At 71.4% G+C, this 20,339-nt stretch carries 13 protein-coding genes and 1 pseudogene; 7 read left to right on the top strand and 7 right to left on the bottom strand.

The window, feature by feature from the left end:
- The 4 genes and pseudogenes from ACTWQE_RS28755 to fxsT form a co-directional block, all read left to right on the top strand.
- Positions 1 to 518, top strand: a pseudogene (locus ACTWQE_RS28755) (tetratricopeptide repeat protein); the annotation flags it as partial.
- 189 nt (positions 519 to 707) lie between these two features.
- Positions 708 to 914 carry a hypothetical protein gene (locus ACTWQE_RS28750; RefSeq protein ID WP_443331990.1) on the top strand — a complete coding sequence of 69 codons (207 nt, stop codon included), beginning with the start codon at positions 708 to 710 and terminating at the stop codon, positions 912 to 914.
- Between the two features lie 146 nt (positions 915 to 1,060).
- Positions 1,061 to 2,380, top strand: a complete 1,320-nt coding sequence (locus ACTWQE_RS28745) for an aKG-HExxH-type peptide beta-hydroxylase (RefSeq protein ID WP_443331989.1) — start codon at positions 1,061 to 1,063, stop codon at positions 2,378 to 2,380.
- A gap of 59 nt (positions 2,381 to 2,439) precedes the next feature.
- The gene (gene fxsT / locus ACTWQE_RS28740; RefSeq protein ID WP_443331988.1) at positions 2,440 to 5,442 is read left to right on the top strand and encodes an FxSxx-COOH system tetratricopeptide repeat protein; all 3,003 of its coding nucleotides are present in this window, start codon (positions 2,440 to 2,442) and stop codon (positions 5,440 to 5,442) included.
- A 165-nt stretch (positions 5,443 to 5,607) separates the two neighbouring features.
- Here the strand turns inward: fxsT and ACTWQE_RS28735 are convergent, their stop codons facing one another.
- From ACTWQE_RS28735 to ACTWQE_RS28720, 4 genes are all read right to left on the bottom strand, one after another.
- Positions 5,608 to 9,492, bottom strand: a complete 3,885-nt coding sequence (locus tag ACTWQE_RS28735) for a multifunctional oxoglutarate decarboxylase/oxoglutarate dehydrogenase thiamine pyrophosphate-binding subunit/dihydrolipoyllysine-residue succinyltransferase subunit (protein WP_443331987.1) — start codon at positions 9,490 to 9,492, stop codon at positions 5,608 to 5,610.
- Between the two features lie 333 nt (positions 9,493 to 9,825).
- Positions 9,826 to 10,902 carry a HAMP domain-containing sensor histidine kinase gene (locus ACTWQE_RS28730; protein WP_443331991.1) on the bottom strand — a complete coding sequence of 359 codons (1,077 nt, stop codon included), beginning with the start codon at positions 10,900 to 10,902 and terminating at the stop codon, positions 9,826 to 9,828.
- A 32-nt stretch (positions 10,903 to 10,934) separates the two neighbouring features.
- On the bottom strand, positions 10,935 to 11,684 hold the full coding sequence (locus ACTWQE_RS28725; RefSeq protein WP_443331986.1) for a response regulator transcription factor: 750 nt from the start codon (positions 11,682 to 11,684) through the stop codon (positions 10,935 to 10,937).
- A gap of 85 nt (positions 11,685 to 11,769) precedes the next feature.
- Entirely contained in the window at positions 11,770 to 12,495 is a 726-nt protein-coding gene (locus ACTWQE_RS28720; RefSeq protein ID WP_443331985.1) for a spermidine synthase, read from the bottom strand.
- A 445-nt stretch (positions 12,496 to 12,940) separates the two neighbouring features.
- On the opposite strand from ACTWQE_RS28720, the gene lon reads away from it, so the two are divergent.
- A complete protein-coding gene (lon, locus tag ACTWQE_RS28715) occupies positions 12,941 to 15,367 on the top strand; it encodes an endopeptidase La (protein ID WP_443331984.1) in 2,427 nt (808 codons plus the stop codon).
- A gap of 194 nt (positions 15,368 to 15,561) precedes the next feature.
- On the opposite strand, the gene ACTWQE_RS28710 is transcribed toward lon, so the two are convergent.
- Entirely contained in the window at positions 15,562 to 15,897 is a 336-nt protein-coding gene (locus tag ACTWQE_RS28710) for a hypothetical protein (RefSeq protein WP_443331983.1), read from the bottom strand.
- Positions 15,898 to 16,450: 553 nt separating this feature from the next.
- Between ACTWQE_RS28710 and ACTWQE_RS28705 the strand changes: the two genes are divergently transcribed.
- Positions 16,451 to 17,002, top strand: coding sequence for a MarR family winged helix-turn-helix transcriptional regulator (locus ACTWQE_RS28705; protein ID WP_443331982.1), 552 nt, complete (start codon positions 16,451 to 16,453; stop codon positions 17,000 to 17,002).
- Between the two features lie 191 nt (positions 17,003 to 17,193).
- On the opposite strand, the gene ACTWQE_RS28700 is transcribed toward ACTWQE_RS28705, so the two are convergent.
- Both ACTWQE_RS28700 and ACTWQE_RS28695 read right to left on the bottom strand, forming a co-directional pair.
- The gene (locus tag ACTWQE_RS28700) at positions 17,194 to 18,084 is read right to left on the bottom strand and encodes an alpha/beta fold hydrolase (RefSeq protein WP_443331981.1); all 891 of its coding nucleotides are present in this window, start codon (positions 18,082 to 18,084) and stop codon (positions 17,194 to 17,196) included.
- A 321-nt stretch (positions 18,085 to 18,405) separates the two neighbouring features.
- Positions 18,406 to 19,278, bottom strand: coding sequence for a hypothetical protein (locus ACTWQE_RS28695; RefSeq protein ID WP_443331980.1), 873 nt, complete (start codon positions 19,276 to 19,278; stop codon positions 18,406 to 18,408).
- 461 nt (positions 19,279 to 19,739) lie between these two features.
- Here ACTWQE_RS28695 and ACTWQE_RS28690 point away from each other — a divergent pair.
- On the top strand, positions 19,740 to 20,339 hold a 600-nt coding region (locus tag ACTWQE_RS28690; RefSeq protein ID WP_443331979.1), incomplete at its 3' end, for a nitrate- and nitrite sensing domain-containing protein.

Below are 20,339 nucleotides of genomic sequence, written 5' to 3'. Positions count from 1 at the left end.
CCGAGGAGATCCTGCGTGAGGCCGTGGCCGAGACCCCGGCCGGGGAGCCCCTGGCCGACCGCTTGAATCTGCTGCTCGGCCGGGCGCTGGCCCTCCGTTTCCGCCGGCTGGGCCATCTGCCGGATCTGTACGAGGGCGGCCATGTGCTGGAGCAGGCGGCCCGCCGGGCGCGCGAGGGGCAGGTCCGCGCCGAGGCATGGCTCGAACTCGGCGCCGTACGGGTGGCGTTGCACCGGGCGTCCAGGGCGGCGCGGCTCTCGGACGCGGCCGCTGCGTACCGCGCCGCCGCCGACGAGGCCCGGCGGACCGCCGGGGAGGGGACGGCCTCCGTGCCGGTCGCGCGCGCCCTGCACGGGCGGGGGACGGTCCTGGAGTTGATGGACAGACCCGGCGACGCCCTGGACGACTACCGGGCGGCGTCGCGGGAGTGGCTCCGGCTGGCCGACGGGCTGGCCGACGTGCCGTGGGACGAAATGGAGGCCACCCGTGTGCGGATCGCGGAACTCGAGGCGGACTGACCGGGCCGCGGGGACTGGCCGTTCCGCAGTGACTGACCGAACCGCGGGGACCGGCCGAACCGCGGGGACCGGCCGTTCCTCAGGGGCTGACCGGTCCTCGACCGAACATGTTTCTGCTTCAAGGTCGTTGGGAAGAACCGTGCAGCCGTGACCGCCGTACCCGGCGGCAACCGGCAAGGAGGAGGAGAGGTGCCGAAGCCCAGGAATGCCATGGCGACCGGCCCGGACGAGTCGGTGAGCGGGGCACCGCCGCTGCCCGACCTCACCGGCGTCGACCTGCGCACCTTGCGGGAGACGGAGAACACCGGCCTGGCCGCGGCGGTCGAGGACGTGATGCGGCACCCCTCCCGGCTGACGGACCTCTGGTACGAGGGCGAGGACTCCAAGGGCCGCTGACCGGCACCGGCGCCGACAGTCGGCAGCGATGGAATAGGACCGGTACCGACAGGGAATCGGTCAGAAACGTTCAGCGAGCGTTTCCCGTGACGCCTCGGCAGGAAGGGGCGTGGCGAGGGCCGGAACGTGGTCCGGGGGGAGCCGTCATGACCACCACAGGCCGTATACGCCCCGCCGTCCTGGCCCGGCTCGCCCGCACCCGGTCGGCGCCCGAGGACCTGTCCCTGCTGCTCGGCGCGCAGCACAGCCGGCGGCTGGTGCTGCTGAAGTCCCTGCTGACCACGGTGGAGCGGCGCGCCGCCACCCTTCCGCCCTCCGTGGTCGAACACTTCGACCGGCACTGGCGGCTGCTCGAGGCGGCCGAGCGGCACCGCCCGGCCGCCGTCCGGGAGGCTCTGGGCTATCCGACGGTCGGTGGGTGGCTGGCCCAGGCGCTGAGCGCCGGCCACGGGGCACGGTCCGAGCGGGAGATCGGTCACTTCGGAGCCGTCGCCGCCCGTGCCGCCCTCGGCGCCGGGATCTCCTTCCAGGCCACCCTGTCCACGTACGGCGGGACGCTGGCGCTCCCCGGGCTCGGTGTGTTCCGTGCCGATGAGCCATGGGTCCGCCTCGACGCCGGACCGCGCACCGTACGGATCACTCTGCCGGGCGGCCGACCGGAGCCGGTGCTGCTGCGCTCCGGCGGTCGGCTGCACAGTCACGACCCGCGCTGGCAGACTCTGCGTCCCCTCCCGGGCAGCACCGCCCTGCTGGACGACGTCGATCCGCACCGGGGCCCGCGCGACGGGGTGGGCAGCGCCGCGCTCCGGGCCGCCGAACGGGCCGTGGTCGCACGGGATCCGTGGCGGAGCCGATGGCGTACGGCGATGGAGCTGGTGGCCTGCGCCGACCCGCCGCGGGCCGCCGAACTCGGGTCGCTGCTGCGCTCCCTGGTGCCGCTGGCCCGCGGCGCGGTGCTGTCCCCGGACGTACGGAACGTCGGTGCCACGCTGCGGGCCGCCCCGGGCAGCGTGCTCTCCACCCTGCCGGCCACCGCCGAGGAGCTGGCCGAGGTCCTGGTGCACGAGATCCAGCACAGCAAGCTGGCGGTCCTGGCCGACATCGCCCCGTTGCACCACGCGGGGCCCGAGGCCGTCCACCGCGTGGCCTGGCGCCCCGACCCCCGGCCCTTCGACGGCGTGCTCCAGGGCATCTACGCCCATCTGGCCCTCGCCGACTTCTGGTGGCGGGCGGCGCGCCGACCGGAGGCTTCCGCGAGTCTGCGGGAGGCCGCGCTCGCCCGGCACGAGGTTCTGCGGGACCAGGTCGGACAGGCGCTGCCCATTCTTCTCGCGTCCCGGGAACTCACCTGTGAGGGGCGGGAGTTCACCCTGGGGATGCAGGTGCACCTCGAGGAGCTGGGCCGTGCGGCGCGACGGCCTGCCGAGAAGATCAACACAGCGTCATTCGTCCATGACGTGCGGTAATCTGACGCCGTGGCGCACAGTCGTGCGGCGCGGTCGGACGCAGCGAGGGAGACGGGCGCATGGTCGGGCAGCGGCAACCGGTCGTCACCGGGGCACCGGAACAGGAATCCGAGCACTTCCTCGTCGTCTTCGCCGGATACCACCGGCCGTGGGCCACCTGGATCGCCCACCAGTTGGAGGGCCACGGCCACCGCGTCACCCTCCAGCGCTGGGACCCGCCGCGTGAGGTCCCCCTGGAGACCGCGCTCCGGGATCTGCTGCTGGCCCGCGGCCGCGTCCTGCTGGTGCTCAGCGACTGGTTCTTCCAGCTGGGACCGCGCCCCGACGGCGAGTGGAACCGGGCCCTGCGCGGTGTCATCGCCGACAACGCCCCCCGCTTCGCCGCCGTCAACCTCACCAACCGGACCCTCCTCCCCGCCACCGCCGTGCTGGAACCCGTGGACCTCTGGGGCGTCGGCGCCGAGGAGGCCGCCCGCCGTCTCCTCACCCGGCTCGACCTGCCGTCCGGCACCCAGCAGTGGAGCATCGACGCGCCCGGCATCCGCTACCCCAACGATCCGCCGGCCGTCTGGGGCGGTGTACCCCGGCGGAACGCCCGGTTCACCGGCCGTGACGAGCTGCTCAACGACGTTCAGCAGCAGCTGATGGACGCCCAGCACGGCACCTCCGTCTCCGTCCTGCTGGGCATGTCCGGCATCGGCAAGACGCAGCTCGCCGTCGAGTACGCCTACCGGTTCAGCTCCGATTACGACGTGGTGTGGTGGGTCAACTCCGATCTGCGCGGCACCCAGCGCGAACGGTTCGCCGAACTCGCCCCCGAGCTGGGGCTGCGGACCGGCTCCGAACCGGGCGAGCGGATCCGCGCCGTCCGTGAGGCACTGCGGCGCGGTGAACCGTACGGGCGGTGGCTGATCGTTTTCGACGGCTGGGACGACCCCGAGGACGCCTCCGAACTGCTGCCCTCCGGGAAGGGGCATGTACTCGTCACCTCCCGCAACCGCACCTGGGCCACCAGCAGCACCTCCGTGGTGCAGGTCCGGGGCTTCGACCGCGCGGAGAGCACCGGCTATCTCATGCGGCGCGCCCCCCGGCTCACCCCGGCCGAAGCCGACCAGGTGGCCGTCGAATTCGAGGACATCCCCCTGCAGCTGGCCCAGGCGGCGGCCTGGCTCGGGGAATCGGACATGGCCGTCCCCGAGTATCTGCGCATGGTGCGCGAGGGGCAGCTCATGGGCCTGGACGACCAGCCGGGGCTGGACGGGTACCCGATCTCCTCCCGCACCTCCTGGGCGATACTGATCAACAGGCTGCGTGAGTCCCAGCCGCACGCCGCGGAACTGCTCACCCTCTGCACGTCCTTCGCGCCCGGCCGTATCCCCCTCGGGCTCGTCCGGCAGCTTCCCGAGTCGGAGCTGCCCACGAACCTCACCTGGCTCGCCACCGATCTGCCCGGCTGGACCAGGGCATTGGACACCCTGGTGAACTACTCCGTCCTCACCAAGGAGTTCCGCGAGCCCACCTCCGAGGACCGCCCCGACTCGGTGCATATGCACCGGCTGGTCCACGGCATCGTCCGCGAGCTGACCTCCCGGCAGGACAGGCCAGCCCACCGTCAGGTCGTGCGCCGGGTGCTCGCCGCGGCGGACCCGGGCGACCCCGGCGACAGCCGCCAGTGGCCGCGCTATGCCGAGCTGCTGCCCCACCTGGAGCCGTCCGGGGCCTTCGGCAGCACCAACCGGCGGGTTCAGGACCTGCTCTTCAACTGTCTGCGCTACTGCTTCCGCAGCGGTGAGTACCGCACCGGTATGGAGCTGGCCGACAAGATCCGTTCCCACTGGTCGGAGATGTTCGCCCCGGACGATCCGCCGATGCTGGACCTGACCCTCGACCAGTGCAACATCCTGCGATCCGCCGGCCGCTTCCAGGAGGCGTACGAACTGGACCGCGCCGTCATCGAGCGGTTGCGCTCGGTCGCGCGGGTCGACGAGCTCGCCGTGATGTACGCCGCGAGCAGTCTCGCCGCGGACCAGCGGTTCCTGGGCCAGTACACCGAAGCCCTGCAACTGCAGCGGGAGGTGCTGGAGACCTCCAACCGGCTGCTCGGTCCGGAGGACTACTTCACCCTCAACGCCCAGCACAACCTTGCCGTGGGGCTGCGCCAGCTGGGCCGCTACGACGAGGCGCACGAGCTGGACCTGGAAACCCTGCGCCGGCGGGAGACCGTGCTGCGCGCCCGCCACTGGGCGACGCTCAACTCGGGCAACGCCTGCGCCCGGGACCTCAGACTCATGGGCCGTTTCCGCGAGGCACTGGCCCGGCAGGAGCTCGGCATGCGGATGCATGTCCAGGTGATGGGCGCGTCGCATCCGCAGACCCTGCGGGCCCGGCACAACCTGGCGCTGTGCCAGCGCAGAGCGGGGAACACCCGGGAGGCCGGAGGCCTGCTCGCCAGCCTGCTGGAACAGATGGAGCAGGTCCATGGGCGCTCGCACTACGCCTATCTGTCGCTGATCGCCGACTACGGCAGCTATCAGCGCTCGCACGGGGACCTGGGACTGGCCCGGGAGCTGACGGACCGGGCGCAGACCGGATTCCGTACCCTCCTGGGACCGGCCCACCCCGTGACGACCGGCATGCTGTCCAACATCGGGCTGGTGCTCCATGTCGCGGGGGAGAGGGCCCATGCGCTGTCGATGTTCGAAGCGGCGCTGGCCGGTCTGACCGCCGCGTTGGGCGAGGACCACCCGTGGGTGCTGGGCTGCGCGCTCAACGCGACGGGCGGACGGAACTTCAACGGCCGGCTGGACAGCGCGGCGGAACTGAGCCGGGACACCCTCCGCCGGGCCCGGCGGGCGCTGGGGCCGGAGCATCCGCTGACCCTCTCCTGCGAGGTCGCCCTCGCCGCCGACCTCCGGGCGCTGAGCGAGCACAAGGAAGCGGGGAAGATGGAGGAGGACGCGCTGCAGCATCTGACCCTGACGCTCGGCGCCCAGCACCCGCACACGCTCTCCGCCCGCCAGCGGGTCCGGCCCTACTGGGACTTCGAGCCCTACCTCGGGTGAGCCGCCTCCCCGGAGGCCACGCGGGGAGACGCCGCGGGACGTCGCAGGCCGGACGCTTCGACGCGAGACGCGAGACGCGAGAACGGGCCGGGCCCCCACCCACGAGGGTGAGGGCCCGGCCCGTTCGTACAGCCTTGTTCGTACGGTGGTGGCCGTACGGCCCGGTCAGATGTCGAAGACCTCGTCGACCAGGGCCTGCTGCTCCACCTGGTGGCGCTTGGCCGAGCCCACCGCCGGGGAGGAGGAGTGCGGCCGGGAGACCCGGACCAGGCGCTCCTTGTGCGGAACGTCGGCGCCGACCGCCAGGTCCAGGTGGTCGATCAGGTTGAGGGCGACGAAGGGCCACGCACCCTGGTTCGCCGGCTCCTCCTGGGCCCACACGAACTTCTCCGCACCTGGGAACTTCGCCAGCTCCTCCTGGAGCTCCTTGCCCGGCAGCGGGTAGAGCCGCTCGAGCCGGACGATGGCGGTATCCTTCGCGCCGCGCTTCTCCCGCTCCGCCGCGAGGTCGTAGTACACCTTGCCGGAGGTGAAGACGACCTTGCGGACCGCGGCCGGGTCGACCGCGGTGTCGCCGATCACCGGGCGGAAGCCGCCGTCGGTGAACTCCTCGGTCCTCGAGGCCGCAGCCTTGAGCCGGAGCATCGACTTCGGGGTGAAGACGACCAGCGGCTTGTGGTGCGGGTTGTGGACCTGCCAGCGCAACAGATGGAAGTAGTTCGACGGCAGCGTCGGCATGGCGACCGTCATGTTGTTCTGGGCGCACACCTGGAGGAAGCGCTCGATACGGGCGGAGGAGTGGTCCGGGCCCTGGCCCTCGTAGCCATGCGGCAGCAGCAGGGTGACCCCGGAGGTCTGGCCCCACTTCTGCTCGGCCGAGGAGATGAACTCGTCCACGACGGTCTGGGCGCCGTTGACGAAGTCACCGAACTGGGCCTCCCACAGCACCAGCGCCTCGGGACGGGCCAGCGAGTAGCCGTACTCGAAGCCCATCGCCGCGTACTCGCTGAGCAGCGAGTCGTAGATGTTGTAGCGGGCCTGGTCCTCGGACAGGTACAGCAGCGGGGTGTAGTCGTTGCCGGTCTCCCGGTCGACCAGCACCGCGTGCCGCTGGCCGAAGGTGCCACGGCGGGAGTCCTGGCCGGACAGCCGGACCGGGGTGCCCTCCATCAGCAGCGAGCCGATGGCGAGGGTCTCGCCCATCGCCCAGTCGATCGTGCCGTCCTCGACCATCGCCGCGCGGCGCTGCAGCTGCGGCAGCAGACGCGGGTGGACGGTGATCCGCTCGGGGATGTTGACCTGCGACTCGGCGATCCGCTTGACGACCTCCTGGGAGATCCCGGTGTTCACGGAGACCGGGAACTCCGGCTGTGCCTCGGGCACCTGCGCGGGGGCCGGGGCGGCGGTGGCCTCCCGGACCTCGGTGAAGACCTTCTCCAGCTGGCCCTGGTAGTCCTGGAGCGCCTGCTCGGCCTCTTCGAGGGTGATGTCGCCCCGGCCGATCAGGGACTCGGTGTAGAGCTTGCGCACCGAGCGCTTCTTGTCGATCAGGTCGTACATCAGGGGCTGGGTGAACGACGGGTTGTCGGCCTCGTTGTGACCGCGGCGGCGGTAGCAGACGAGGTCGATCACGACGTCCTTGTTGAACGCCTGGCGGAACTCGAAGGCGAGCCGCGCGACGCGGACCACGGCCTCCGGGTCGTCGCCGTTCACATGGAAGATCGGCGCCTCGATCATGCGCGCCACGTCCGTGCAGTACATCGACGAGCGGGACGCGGTCGGGGCGGCGGTGAAGCCGACCTGGTTGTTGATCACGATGTGCACGGTGCCGCCGGTGCGGTAGCCGCGCAGCTGCGACATGTTGAGCGTCTCCGCCACCACGCCCTGGCCCGCGAAGGCCGCGTCACCGTGCAGCTGGATCGGCAGCACCGTGAAGTCCGTACCGGCCTTGCCGATGATGTCCTGCTTGGCGCGCGCGACACCCTCGACGACCGGGTCCACGGCCTCCAGGTGCGAGGGGTTGGCGGTGAGCGAGACCTTGATCTGCTCGCCGTCCAGGCCGGTGAAGGTGCCCTCGGCGCCCAGGTGGTACTTCACGTCGCCCGAGCCGTGCATCGACTTCGGGTCGAGGTTGCCCTCGAACTCGCGGAAGATCTGCGCGTACGACTTGCCCACGATGTTGGCGAGGACGTTCAGCCGGCCGCGGTGGGCCATACCGATGACGGCCTCGTCCAGCCGCGACTCGGCGGCGGAGTCGATCACCGCGTCGAGCAGCGGGATGACGGACTCGCCGCCCTCCAGCGAGAAGCGCTTCTGGCCGACGTACTTCGTCTGCAGGAAGGTCTCGAAGGCCTCGGCGGCGTTCAGCCTGCGCAGGATCCGCAGCTGTTCCTCGCGCTCCGGCTTGCTGTGCGGGCGCTCGACCCGGTCCTGGATCCACTTGCGCTGCTTGGGGTCCTGGATGTGCATGAACTCGATGCCGGTGGTGCGGCAGTACGAGTCGCGCAGCACGCCGAGGATGTCCCGCAGCTTGAGCATGGACTTGCCGGCGAAGCCGCCGACTGCGAACTCGCGCTCCAGGTCCCACAGGGTGAGGCCGTGCTCGATGATGTCGAGGTCGGGGTGCTTGCGCTGCTTGTACTCCAGCGGGTCGGTGTCGGCCATGACGTGGCCGCGGACCCGGTAGGAGTGGATCAGGTCGAAGACGCGCGCGGCCTTGGTGACGTCGTCGTCGTGGGTGACGTCGATGTCGCGGAGCCAGCGGACCGGCTCGTAGGGGATGCGCAGCGACTTGAAGATCTCGTCGAAGAACTCGTTCTCGCCGAGCAGCAGCTGGTTCATGATCCTCAGGAACTCGCCGGAGGCGGCGCCTTGGATCACCCGGTGGTCGTAGGTGCTGGTCAGCGTCATGACCTTGGAGATGCCCAGCCGGTTCAGGGTGTCCTGGGAGGTCCCCTGGAACTCGGCGGGATAGTCCATGGAGCCGACGCCGAGAATGAGGCCCTGGCCGGGCATCAGACGCGGCACGGAGTGGACGGTGCCGATGCCGCCGGGGTTCGTCAGCGACGCGGTGACGCCGGTGAAGTCCTCCATCGTCAGCTTGTTGTTCCGGGCTCGGCGGACGATGTCCTCGTAGGCCTGCCAGAACTCGAAGAAGTTGAGCGTCTCGGCCTTCTTGATCGCCGCGACCACGAGCTGGCGGTCGCCGTTCGGCTTGACCAGGTCGATGGCGAGGCCGAGGTTGATGTGCTCGGGCTTGACGAGGGTGGGCTTGCCGTCCTTCTCCGCGAAGGAGTAGTTCATCGACGGCATCGCCTTCAGCGCCTGCACCATGGCGTAGCCGATGAGGTGCGTGAAGGACACCTTGCCGCCGCGGGCGCGCTTGAGGTGGTTGTTGATGACGATGCGGTTGTCGAACAGCAGCTTCACCGGGACCGCGCGGACGGATGTGGCCGTCGGCAGCTCCAGGGAGGCGTTCATGTTCTTCGCGACGGCGGCGGAGGGCCCGCGGAGCGGGACGAACTCCGCTCCGGCCGGGGCGGCCGGAGCTGCCTTGGCGGCGGGCTTGGCGGCGGCCGCGGGCTTCGCGGCCGGCTTGGCGGCGGGCTCCGGCTTGGCCGGGGCGGCGGGCGCCGCGGCGGCGGGCTCGGCAGCCGGCGGAGCGGCCTGGGTGCCCGCGGCACCGGCGCTCGGCGCGGCCGGGGCCGGCTGGGCGGCGGCGGGCTTCGCCGGGGCGGGGGCCGCCTGGCTGCCGGCGGTCGCGCTCCGGGGTGCGGGGGCCGTGGAGGCTGCCCCCGTCTGCTGGGCCGGGGCTGCTGCCCCGGTCTTCGCCTGCGGGGGCGATGCCACCGCAGATCCGGTGTCCTGACCCGGCTTGTAGTCGGCGAAGAAGTCCCACCAGGCTCGGTCGACCGAGTTCGGGTCCTGGAGGTACTGCTGGTAGATCTCGTCGACGAGCCACTCGTTGGGACCGAAGGCGGCCGCGGGGCTCTTCCCCTGCCCGTCTTCGTCTGTCGAGATGCTCGAGGTATTGGGGGACTGTGGCGACACGGCGGCAACCGCCCTCTTCCGCTTCCTAAGGTGGTGGACAGCGGAAATAAAGGCTACGCCTCCTCGTCGGGTGATTGCAGGCCGGACGGGTCAGTCGTCGTGCAAGTCACATTGATCGACGGGTTTCGAGGCAGGATTTGGCGGGAAACACCACTGGTTCCGCCCGGAACGGAAAACTCCGGCAGCGGCAGCGTCTGCGGGCCTCCGCCGACGACCGCCGGGAGCCGTTCCCGGCCGGACCCCGGGTCTCCTCCGTGGACCGGACCGCCGGCCTCCTCCGCAGAGGCGTTGGCCCGTGCGTCCCCGTACCTCCACTTCCCGTTCGGCCCCGGGTCAACCCTGCGATGTGGGGACGCCCGGCAGAGTGACCCGGATCCGGCAGCCGCGAGGGGATTCGGCCACCCCGATGCTCCCCCCGTGCAGATCCACCGCCCAACGGGCAATCGCCAGCCCCAGCCCCGTGCCGCCGTCGCTCCCGGGGCCGTGCGGGGTCGAGACGCTCCCGCGGTTGAAGCGTTCGAAGATGCGCTGCCGCTCCGAGACGGGAATGCCGGGACCCTCGTCCAGAACCTCCAGGTCCAGGCTTCCGGGCCCTCCCGTCCCGCGGCGGGCCCGGAGCGTGACCCGGCCGTGCGGCGGGCTGTGCTTGACCGCGTTGTCGACGAGATTGGCGACGACCTGGTGCAGCCGCTCGGCATCGGCGTGAGCGGTCAGCTCGGGCGGCGTCACATCCAGATGCAGATGGACATCCGCCCGGGCCTGCGCCTGCCCGCGGGCCGCCGCGGCCATGTTCGCCTCCTTCAGCACGCCCGAGAGGTACGGCCACACCTCGAAACGCCGGGACCGCAGCGGTACGACGCCGTTGTCCAGCCGGGACAGGTCGAGCAGGGTCTCCACCAGCCGCCCCAGCCGCTCGGTCTGCCGCAGCGCGGTCCGCATCGTCTCGGGATCGGCCTTCGACACGCCGTCGACGACGTTCTCCAGCACCGCCCGCAGCCCCGCTATCGGGGTGCGCAGCTCATGTGAGACATTTGCCACCAGCTCCTTGCGGTGGCGGTCCACGGCCTCCAGATCGGACGCCATCTGGTTGAACGTCTCGGCCAGGTCGCCCAGCTCGTCCCGTCGCCCCTCCCGCACCCGGCGGGTGTAGTCGCCGTTCGCCATCGCCCGCGCGACCGTCTTCATCTCGTCGAGCGGCGATGTCAGCCCGTGTGCCACGAACTGGGTGATCAGCATGGTGGCGATGATCGAGAAGATGGTGACGATCCGGAGCTCCGTCGCCGTGTGGATCGCCACGAACACCAGCAGAGTGGTGATGGTCACCGAGACGATGACCAGCGCGCCCAGCGCGGCCTTCACCGACCGGTACGGATCCAGCGGCCGCAGCGCCTCCCAGAGCCGGAACCCCATGCCGCGCTTCGGGGGGTCCGGCGGCAGGGTCTTCACGGCGCCGGGGCGGCCGGGGTCTCGAGTGCGTAGCCCACGCCGTGGACCGTACGGATCCGCTCGGCGCCGATCTTGCGCCGCAGCGCCTTGATGTGGCTGTCGACCGTACGGGTACCGGAGGCGTCCGCCCAGTCCCACACCTCGGCGAGCAGCTGCTCCCGCGAGAGCACCGCCCGCGGCGTGTTCGCGAGGCACACCAGCAGGTCGAACTCGGTGGGGGTGAGGTGCACGTCCTCGCCCCGCACCCGTACCCGCCGCTGCGCGTGGTCGATCTCCAGCTCGCCGAACCGCAGGATCCCGGTGCGCGGCGTGGTCGCGGCCTGAGCGGCCCGCTCCACCCGCCGCAGCAGCACATGCACCCGGGCCGCCAGCTCCCGCATCGAGAACGGCTTGGTCATGTAGTCGTCGGCGCCGACGCCCAGCCCGACCAGCATGTCGGTCTCGTCGTCGCGGGCGGTCAGCATCAGCACCGGCACGGGCCGGGACGCCTGGACGCGGCGGCACACCTCGAGCCCGTCGAAGCCGGGCAGCATCACATCGAGGACCAGCAGGTCCGGCTGCCAGGCCTCGGCGGTGTCGACGGCGGCGGGGCCGTCCATCGCGGTCTGCACCTGGAATCCCTCGGCGCGCAGCCGCACCGCGATGGCGTCGACGATGGTCGAGTCGTCCTCGACCACGAGGACGCGGCGCTGGGCGCCGGGCGTGGCCGCCGCGCCGCCGTGTGCGCCGTTCTGCATCTGCTCCATCGTCCGCCCCTGCTGTTCCCCGTGCCCTGCTGCCAAGCCTTCTGTCGCTGCTTGCAGCAGCGTACGGGCACCGTACGTACCTCGGCTACGCAGGCCGAACCGCAAGGTGGACGACGTCGGGGACGCCTCGGGCAACTGCGATCTCCTGGGTCCTTACCTCTATGAACCCGGCATTCCGCAATGCTTCCTCAAAAACCGCGGACGGCTGGGCGGACCACACGGCGAGCACTCCGCCCGGAGTGAGACGGGCGCGGCAGGCCGCCAGACCCGCCGGCCCGTAGAGGCTCTCGTTGTCCTCGGTGACGGTCCAGTCCGGGCCGTTGTCGATGTCCAGGCACAGCGCGTCGTGGTTCCCCGATGCCTGTACGGGGCCGGAGGCAGCCCCCTCCTGCGCGGCGCGGACGTAGGTGACCAGGTCGGTGTGGAGGACGTCGGTCCGCGGGTCGGCCAGCGCGTCCGCGGAGATCCGCGAAAGCGGCCCGTTGCGGTGCCAGTCGATGACCGCCTGCTCGCGCTCCACGACGACGATCCGGCCCCAGCGGGGGTCAGCGGCCGCGCGGGCCAGGGAAAAGCCCACGCCGAGGCCTCCGATCAGCACCGACGGCGAGGGGCGCCCGTCGGGCAGGGCCGCGAGCGCGGCGTCGATCAGCAGACGCTCGGAGCGGCCGTCGGAGGTGTCCATCAGAAAGCAGCCGTTGGCGATGATCTCGAAGTGCTCGCCGCGCTGCCGCAGCACCACTTCGCCGTACGGCCCGTCCCGGCGGTCGACGACCACCGGTGCGGTGTCCTCGGCCGGCATCGGCAGGGGCATGGCGGACAGGCTCCTCTCGGCGTGGATGACGCCCACGAGCGTGGTCTCCGATGGTTCCCGGCGCGGCTCCGGTGGCGGTCCGGCGCGGGAGCCGGCGTGATCCATGGACGCCGCCCAGCGTAGCGAGGATCGAGGGACCCTTCGGGGGCGACGGGTTCGCCGATGAGTGGGTTGCCTGGTGTGACGGATGTCATAGAAATGACGGCCGGGGCCGGCGCGGGAGGGCGGGCCGGGACCGGCGGCCTGCCCCGGTTCGGGCGCGTCGGCCTCAGGCGAACCGGTCGCCGCACGAGTGCCGCCGCGTGGCCACCGCCTTCGGCCGCCGCTCGCGCCGAGTCGCACCTCCCTGTGAGTGATCGCTCACAGCGAACGCCGTGCAGGGAACATCGAAGCTCCTCTGGGCATTGAGTCATCAACGCTCAACTTGACTGCCGAAGGGGAGATCATGGCTTCGACGTCCACACCGCTCACCCTGCCCGTGCTGCCGCTCGACGACGAGGTCGTGCTGCCCGGAATGGTGGTTCCGCTCGACCTGTCCGATACCGATGTACGCGCGGCGGTGGACGCCGCCCAGGCCGCCGCCCGCGCCGAAGGCCGCGGGGGAGGGGGCAAGCCCCATGTGCTGCTGGTGCCGCGTGTCGACGGCACCTACGCCGCCGTGGGCACCCTCGGCACCGTCGAACAGGTGGGCAGGCTCTCCGACGGCGACCCCGGCGCGCTCATCCGCGGAGTCAGCCGGGTGCGGATAGGGGCAGGGACCACCGGGCCCGGGGCCGCGCTCTGGATCGAGGGCACCCGGATCGAGGAGGTCGTCCCGACCGGACCCGACGGGAAGAGCCTGCCGGGCTCGGTCACCGAGCTGATGAAGGAGTACAAGGCCCTCGCCACCAGCTGGCTGCGCAAGCGCGGCGCCTGGCAGGTCGTGGACCGGGTCCAGCAGATCGACGACGTCTCGCAGCTCGCCGACAACTCCGGCTACTCGCCGTTCCTCACCGTCCGGCAGCGGGTCCGGCTGCTGGAGACACTCGACCCGGTGGCCCGCCTCAAGCTGGCCGTCGGCTGGCTCGGCGAGCACCTCGCCGAGCAGGACGTCGCCGAGTCCATCGCCAAGGACGTCCAGGAGGGGGTCGACAAGCAGCAGCGCGAGTTCCTGCTGCGGCGCCAGCTGGAGGCCGTGCGCAAGGAGCTCGCGGAGCTCAACGGCGACCCCGAGGACGAGTCCGGCGACTACCGTGCCCGGGTGGAGGCCGCCGAGCTCCCCGAGAAGGTGCGCGAAGCCGCCCTCAAGGAGGTCGACAAGCTGGAGCGGTCCTCCGACCAGAGCCCCGAGGGCAGCTGGATCCGCACCTGGCTCGACACCGTCCTGGAGCTGCCGTGGAACGAGCGCACCGAGGACGCGTACGACATCCCCGGCGCGAAGGACGTCCTCGACGCCGACCACGCCGGGCTCGACGACGTCAAGGAGCGGATCACCGAGTATCTGGCGGTCCGCAAGCGGCGCGCGGACCGCGGCCTGGGCGTCGTCGGCGGCCGCCGCGGCGGAGCCGTACTCGCCCTTGTCGGCCCGCCGGGCGTCGGGAAGACCTCGCTCGGCGAGTCCGTCGCCCGCGCCATGGGCCGGAAGTTCGTCCGGGTCGCGCTCGGCGGCGTCCGGGACGGGGCCGAGATCCGCGGCCACCGGCGTACGTACGTCGGCGCGCTGCCGGGCCGGATCGTCCGGGCCGTCAAGGAGGCCGGGTCCATGAACCCGGTCGTCCTGCTCGACGAGATCGACAAGGTGGGCTCCGACTTCCGCGGCGACCCCGCCGCGGCGCTGCTCGAAGTCCTCGACCCGGCGCAGAACCACACCTTCCGGGACCACTACCTGGAGGTCGAACTCGATCTGTCCGATGTCGTCTTCCTGGCCACGGCCAACGTCATGGAGGCGATCCCGGAGGCCCTGCTCGACCGGATGGAACTGGTCCGGCTCGACGGCTACACCGAGGACGAGAAGGTCACCATCGCCCGCGACCACCTGCTCCCGCGCCAGTTGGAGCGGGCGGGCCTGGAGACCGGCGAGGTCGTCCTGGAGGACGGCGCACTGCGCAGGCTCGCCGGCGAGTACACCCGGGAGGCGGGCGTACGGAATCTGGAGCGGGCCGTCGCCCGGCTGCTCCGCAAGATCGCGGCCAGGCACGAACTCGGCGAGCAGGAGCTGCCGGTGACCATCGGCCCGGACGGGCTGCGCCCGCTCATCGGACGGCCGCACCACGTCCCCGAGTCGGCCCAGGACCCGGACGAGCGGCGCACCGCCGTACCGGGCGTGGCGACGGGACTCGCGGTCACCGGAGCGGGTGGCGACGTCCTCTACATCGAGGCGTCGCTCGCCGACCCGGAGACCGGCGGGAGCGGGCTTCAGCTCACCGGCCAGCTCGGTGACGTGATGAAGGAGTCGGCGCAGATCGCGCTCTCCTTCCTGCGCTCCCATGGCGCGGAGCTCGAACTCCCCGTCGGCGACCTGAAGGAGCGGGGCGTGCATCTGCACGTGCCGGCCGGTGCGGTCCCCAAGGACGGGCCGAGCGCGGGTATCACCATGACCACCGCTCTGGCCTCGCTGCTCTCGGGACGACAGGTCCGCGACGACGTGGCGATGACCGGTGAGGTGTCACTGACCGGGCGGGTCCTGCCCATCGGCGGCGTCAAGCAGAAGCTGCTCGCGGCGCAGCGCGCCGGGATCACGACGGTGGTGATTCCCAAGCGGAACGAACCGGATCTGGACGAGGTGCCGGCCGCCGTACTGCAGGAGCTGACCGTCCACGTGGTCTCCGACGTCCGCCAGGTTTTGGACCTGGCGCTGGAGCCCACGACGTCCTCGTTGCCCGCGGCCGCCTGAGCGGCCCCGGGCGGGCGTACCCGGGCGGGCGCCCCTCGGCGTCGCGGTCGCGGGGCATCAGGGCGCGGGTCGGACGCGAACGCAGCCCCCGGCCGGACGGCCGGGGGCTGTTCGTGGCTCACGCCGTGTGCGGCGCGGCTGCGAAGGCGCCGGAGCGCCGGGGGAGTTCCTGCCGGGGCCCCGGGCGGGCGCCGTCAGAAGGTACGGATCCTGGCCGCCAGACCGTGGCCGATCAGCAGGTACAGCACGGCGGGCGTCCCGAAGTTGAGGAGGACCCGCAGCGTCTCCGAGTCCATGGTGAACAGGTCCTGGGACCAGCCCGCCAGCCAGCTCGCCGAACCGTGCACAAAGCTCACCAGACCGTTGGCCTGGTTCGCACCGAGCAGGTACATCAGGATCCACAGTCCCAGGATGCCCGCGGCGATGTCCGCGATGGTGTGGATGGTCAGCGCTGCCCGCTCCGCACCGTGGTGCGCGCCGGGCGCTCCCTCGTGGTGCGGCGTGGCCGCCGGGTCGTTGGCATGAGTCATGACCCCTTCCTTGCCGGGGAGAGTTGGCTGAAACATCGTTCTGGGTGCGAGCCTTCGGAATCAGTAAAAGAGCTAGTGACCAGGCAATCTTGTCTGAACCGGAATATGGGCAAGAGGTGATTTTGCGCCACACGAGGACGAGGAGTCCGGGTCCGGGGCAGGGGCAGGGGCAGGGGCGAGGAGGGAACGGTCCCTCCGGGAGAGCCGAACTGCCGCTCGCCGGAGGGACCGTCCGGAAGCCGAGGACCTCCGGGGCGATCCGAAGGCCGGGGCGGCGTCGGCCGTTGGCCGTGGGCTGTCGGCAAGAGCCTGGAGGCGGTCGTGCGCCCCTTGAACCGGTCGTACGTCCCGTTGCACCGGTTGTGCTCGCCGGTGATCGGACCGGTGGAGGGGTACGGCCCAGAAGGTGCTCCCCCCAGCCTGCAGGCGGCGGCGTGGTGGTGCAGCGGGCGGTCCGCAGCGGGTCGGCGGAACCCAAGAGGGCCGGAACCGAGGCGTAAGGGGGCGGGGTGCTGCCGTTGGTCCACTCCTGCGAAATACTGGTGGAGCCGCGGTGACAGCACCGCCGCTGAAAGAAAAAATTCACCCGAAGAAGGCCGGAGAGGGCGCTGACGTGCACAACACCGGGCCCGGCGGAGCCGAGGACAGCGCCGGAGCCGAGAGCGGAGCGGACCAGCCCTTTCTGGCGCTCGAACGGGAATTGGCCGTCTTCCTGCGCCGCGCCCGCGCGTCCTCCGGAGAGATGGCCCGTGAGGTCCACCCGGACCTGGAGCCGGCGGCGTACGGGCTGCTGGTGCGGCTGGAGGAGGCCGGGCAGCAGCGGGCCACCGACCTCGCGGGCTATTTCGGTGTCGGCAAGGCGACGATGAGCCGACAGCTGCGGGCGCTGGAGGATCTGGGCCTGGTCACCCGTGAACCGGACCCCGCCGACGGCCGGGCGTCCCTGGTCGACCTCACCGAGGAGGGCCGCACCCGCTTCTCGGCCGTCCGCACCGCGCGCCGCGAGCGGTACGTCCGTAAGCTCGCCACCTGGGACCGTGGAGAGATCGCCGAACTGGCCCGGCTGCTCAACCGCTTGAACCACACGGGCGAGGCGGAGGAGTGACGCCGTTCGGCGGTCCGTGGCGAGAAACGGGGCGCGGGATACGGGCGTTCCGCTCCCGGGCGCTCGCGGCGCTGCCGGTCACGATCTGAACCCTCGATCCGGACTCCGAGGAGGCGGTGCAGAGTCGTTGCGGTTGTCCGGCAGCCTGAACCGAGCCGGCCGAGGCGGGCGGACGTGCCGGGTCGGCCGGGTCACTGCGTGGTCGCGGCCTCCACCGTGGCGATGAACTCGGGCACGCGCGTGTTGATCACGTCCATGGGCACCCCGTGCCGTGCACCCGGAACGATCTCCGCCTGGGCCGCGGGCATGAACTCCCGTACGCGGGCCAGGGCGCGCCGTGAGTCATGGACGGGGCTGCGCTCGCCCAGGAGGACCAGAGCGGGGGCCGTGACCGAGCGCAGCTCGTCGTCGCCGACGCTCTGCGGTGGCAGCGGTCGGTTCCGGTAGTGCCTCATGCCCGACAGCAGGACGTCCATCTTCCGTTCGCCGATCTCGTGAGGCTCGCCCACGTCACCTATCAGAAAGTCGAAGTGCCGCCGCCGGAAGCTGTCGGAGCCGCTCACCATCGCCAGAATCGCGCCGGGCACGAAACCCGGCTTGAACGGTGCGAGTGCACGGGCCGGGTCGAGAAGACTGACCGAGGCGATACGGCCGGGTGTGTGCACGGCCATGTTCAGCGCCATCCAGCCGCCGTAGGACGCGCCGACGAGGTGGACCTCGTCCGGGCCGATGCCCGCGAGGACTGCGTCGAGCCAGCTGACCACGTCCTCCGTACGCCGGAAGGGGGTGGTCTGGACGCTGCGCCCGGGCTCTCCGAGGACGTCCATGGAGAGCACGCGCCGGTGCGCACTCAACGCCGTGACATGGGGAGCCCACATGGCGGGGGTGGCTCCGGTGCCGGGCAACAGCACCACCGGTATGCCGTCGCCCGTGCCGTATCCGTAGACGCGGGTGGAGCCGAAGCTCGTCTCCACGTCCTGCTCGTCATACGGCTGTGGCCACAGCCGCATCGCCCGGTCGTAGGTGTCCAGAAAGCGGGACCGCGCCTCGTCACCTGTGAAAGCCCCCAGCTTGCTGCCCATGCCGCCCACTCCTCTTCTTCTTCCCTGCTGACCGAAGGGGAGGGCTGAGCTTCGCCAACGCGCGTCATCCCCGGAGGAATTGTCGCAAGAGCCGCATCACGGGATGCCAGGGGGGCCTGTTCACCCCGGCGAGGTGATGGTCACCGACCGGGCGACCGCCGCCCGCCGATGCGGGGTGTCGTTCGCACCGACGCCCACCGGTGAGCGGACCCGCCGCGAGCGTGACCGTCCGGGGTGATCATCCATGGGCGCCGCTCGGCAGTTCGCCCACAGCCGCGCCGTACAGCGCGGGCCGTACGAGAGCCCGTCGCCCCACCCCGGTCAGAACTCGGCGAGCACCGCCGACGCGTCGTCCCGCGGCTTGCCGCGCGGGAAGGCCGTCCCCTGCGGATCGGCCGCCTCCGCCGCCCGGACCCGGGCGATCAGAGATCGCGCCCCCTCGCTGCGGAGCAGCTCGAAGCAGGCCTTCCAGTCGCCCTCGTGGAAGACCTCGACCCAGCGCGCGGCACCGTCCGTCAGCGCTGCCAGGGCCCGTACGTCCGATCGGTCCGAGGTGCCCGATACGGCAAGACGGGCCACGTCCGGATCGGCCGCCGCCGTGAAGAAGGCCCCGTCCGCCGCGAATGCCCCTTCCGCGTCCCGGGCGTTGCGCAGCGCCTCGACCGCCCGGCCGTACTCCTCGCCCGCCGCCGTCCTTTCGGCCGAGCCGCGGGGCAGTGCCCGTACGGCGTCACGCATCGCCCGTACGGCCTCGGGCAGTCGGGCGAGCCGGTCGTCGAGGACGGCTTCGACCGTGCCGTCCATCTTCTCGACCAGCAGTACGGAGTCGGAAAGCACCAGATGCTCCACCGACCGGCCGTCCCAGCGCGCCGCCACCACGGTCGCCTGGGGAGTCCGTACGTGAGAAAGGTCACACGTGGTCGCATGGGCCTCCGCGGTGCGCCCAATTGCTTCCGCGAGGCAGTCCGGCAGGGGCATATCCCGCCGCGAAGCGGACAGTTCGAGCATTGCTCCACCGAGCCGGGTGGTGAACCAGGGCACTCCGTGGACGCATCCGGCATCTCCCGCCGGCGGGGTCACCCCGTCCAGCAGGACGAGCACCCCTCCCTGTCCCGACGCTGGTAGGCCCACCGATACGTAGTCCTCGTTGGGGCGTTGGGGGTCCCCGGGGTCGGTGGTGAGGTCGATGCGCATGGGATCAGTCTGCCCGGACAGCGGGACAGTGCTGGTCGAACGCCTCTGACCTGCGGGGTAATAGGTGAGCCCCCTGTGCATGCCGCCGGAATTCCACCGGAATTGCCTCCTCCGAAAGCTGCGGGCGGGCATCCTGCCAAACCCCTGTGACGTTTTCCAACCCGGCGTACGCAGATCGCGTTGGACAGCGCGTCGAAGGAGTTGTTCCTCAACTCGGGAGTGATGTTCACTCGTTCGGGTGGCCAGCCGGGCGATGGATGCCTCGTCCCCACCGGTACTGGAATGGTCGATTTCGTACCAAGGGGTGGGGGGTGGACGCTCTGTCGCGCTCCGCGCGCAACAGGCCCACCAGTGAACTGTCGTCACCTCGGCCATGGGCAGACGAGTACAGATTGCGAGCACCGGTGCAGAAAATGTGGCCTCGGGGCAACGAACGTGGACCGAAGAGCGCTGCGAGAGGTGTGACGGATCCCGCGCCGGAGCGCACGGTGCGGGTCCGCAACCGCCTGGTCGCGTCAGTGGCCGTGGTGGGCATCGCCGTCCTGGCGGCGGCCGCGCCCGGGATCGCCGGGCCCTCCCAGGACCTCACGGAGTCCCAACGACTCGTCACGCTCTCCGAGCTGAACGGGCAGGCCGTCGCCCTCGCCCACTCCATCGCCGACGAGCGCGACACGATGACGGAGTTCGTCGCCGCCGGCCGCACCACCGCCTCCGGTGCCGCGGGGGTCTCCGAGAGCCGTCGCGCCCGCGTCGACCGGCAGCTGGCGGAGATCCGGCCCGAGGCGCCGGCCGACCTGCGGAAGACGCTCGACACCCTCCCGAAGATGCGCCAGGAGGCACTGTCCGGCCGGGGCTCGGCGGCCGAGACGTTCGACGCCTACACCGAGGCCGTACAGGCCCTGCACGCCGTCTCCGCCGACCTCGCCCGCAGGGTGCCCCCGCGCGCCTCCGGCGGCCCCGCCGAAGCGCTGCCCTCGCTCGGCCGCGCCGTCGAGCAGTCCTCCGCCACCCGCGCCCTTCTGCTGGGGGCGCTCTCCGGGCGCGGCAGCAGCCGGGCACAG

Source organism: Streptomyces sp. 8N706 (assembly GCF_052245415.1).
Classification (GTDB): Bacteria; Actinomycetota; Actinomycetes; order Streptomycetales; family Streptomycetaceae; genus Streptomyces.
Note: the sequence above shows the minus strand (reverse complement) of the source record. Positions and strands in the feature narration are given on the sequence as shown.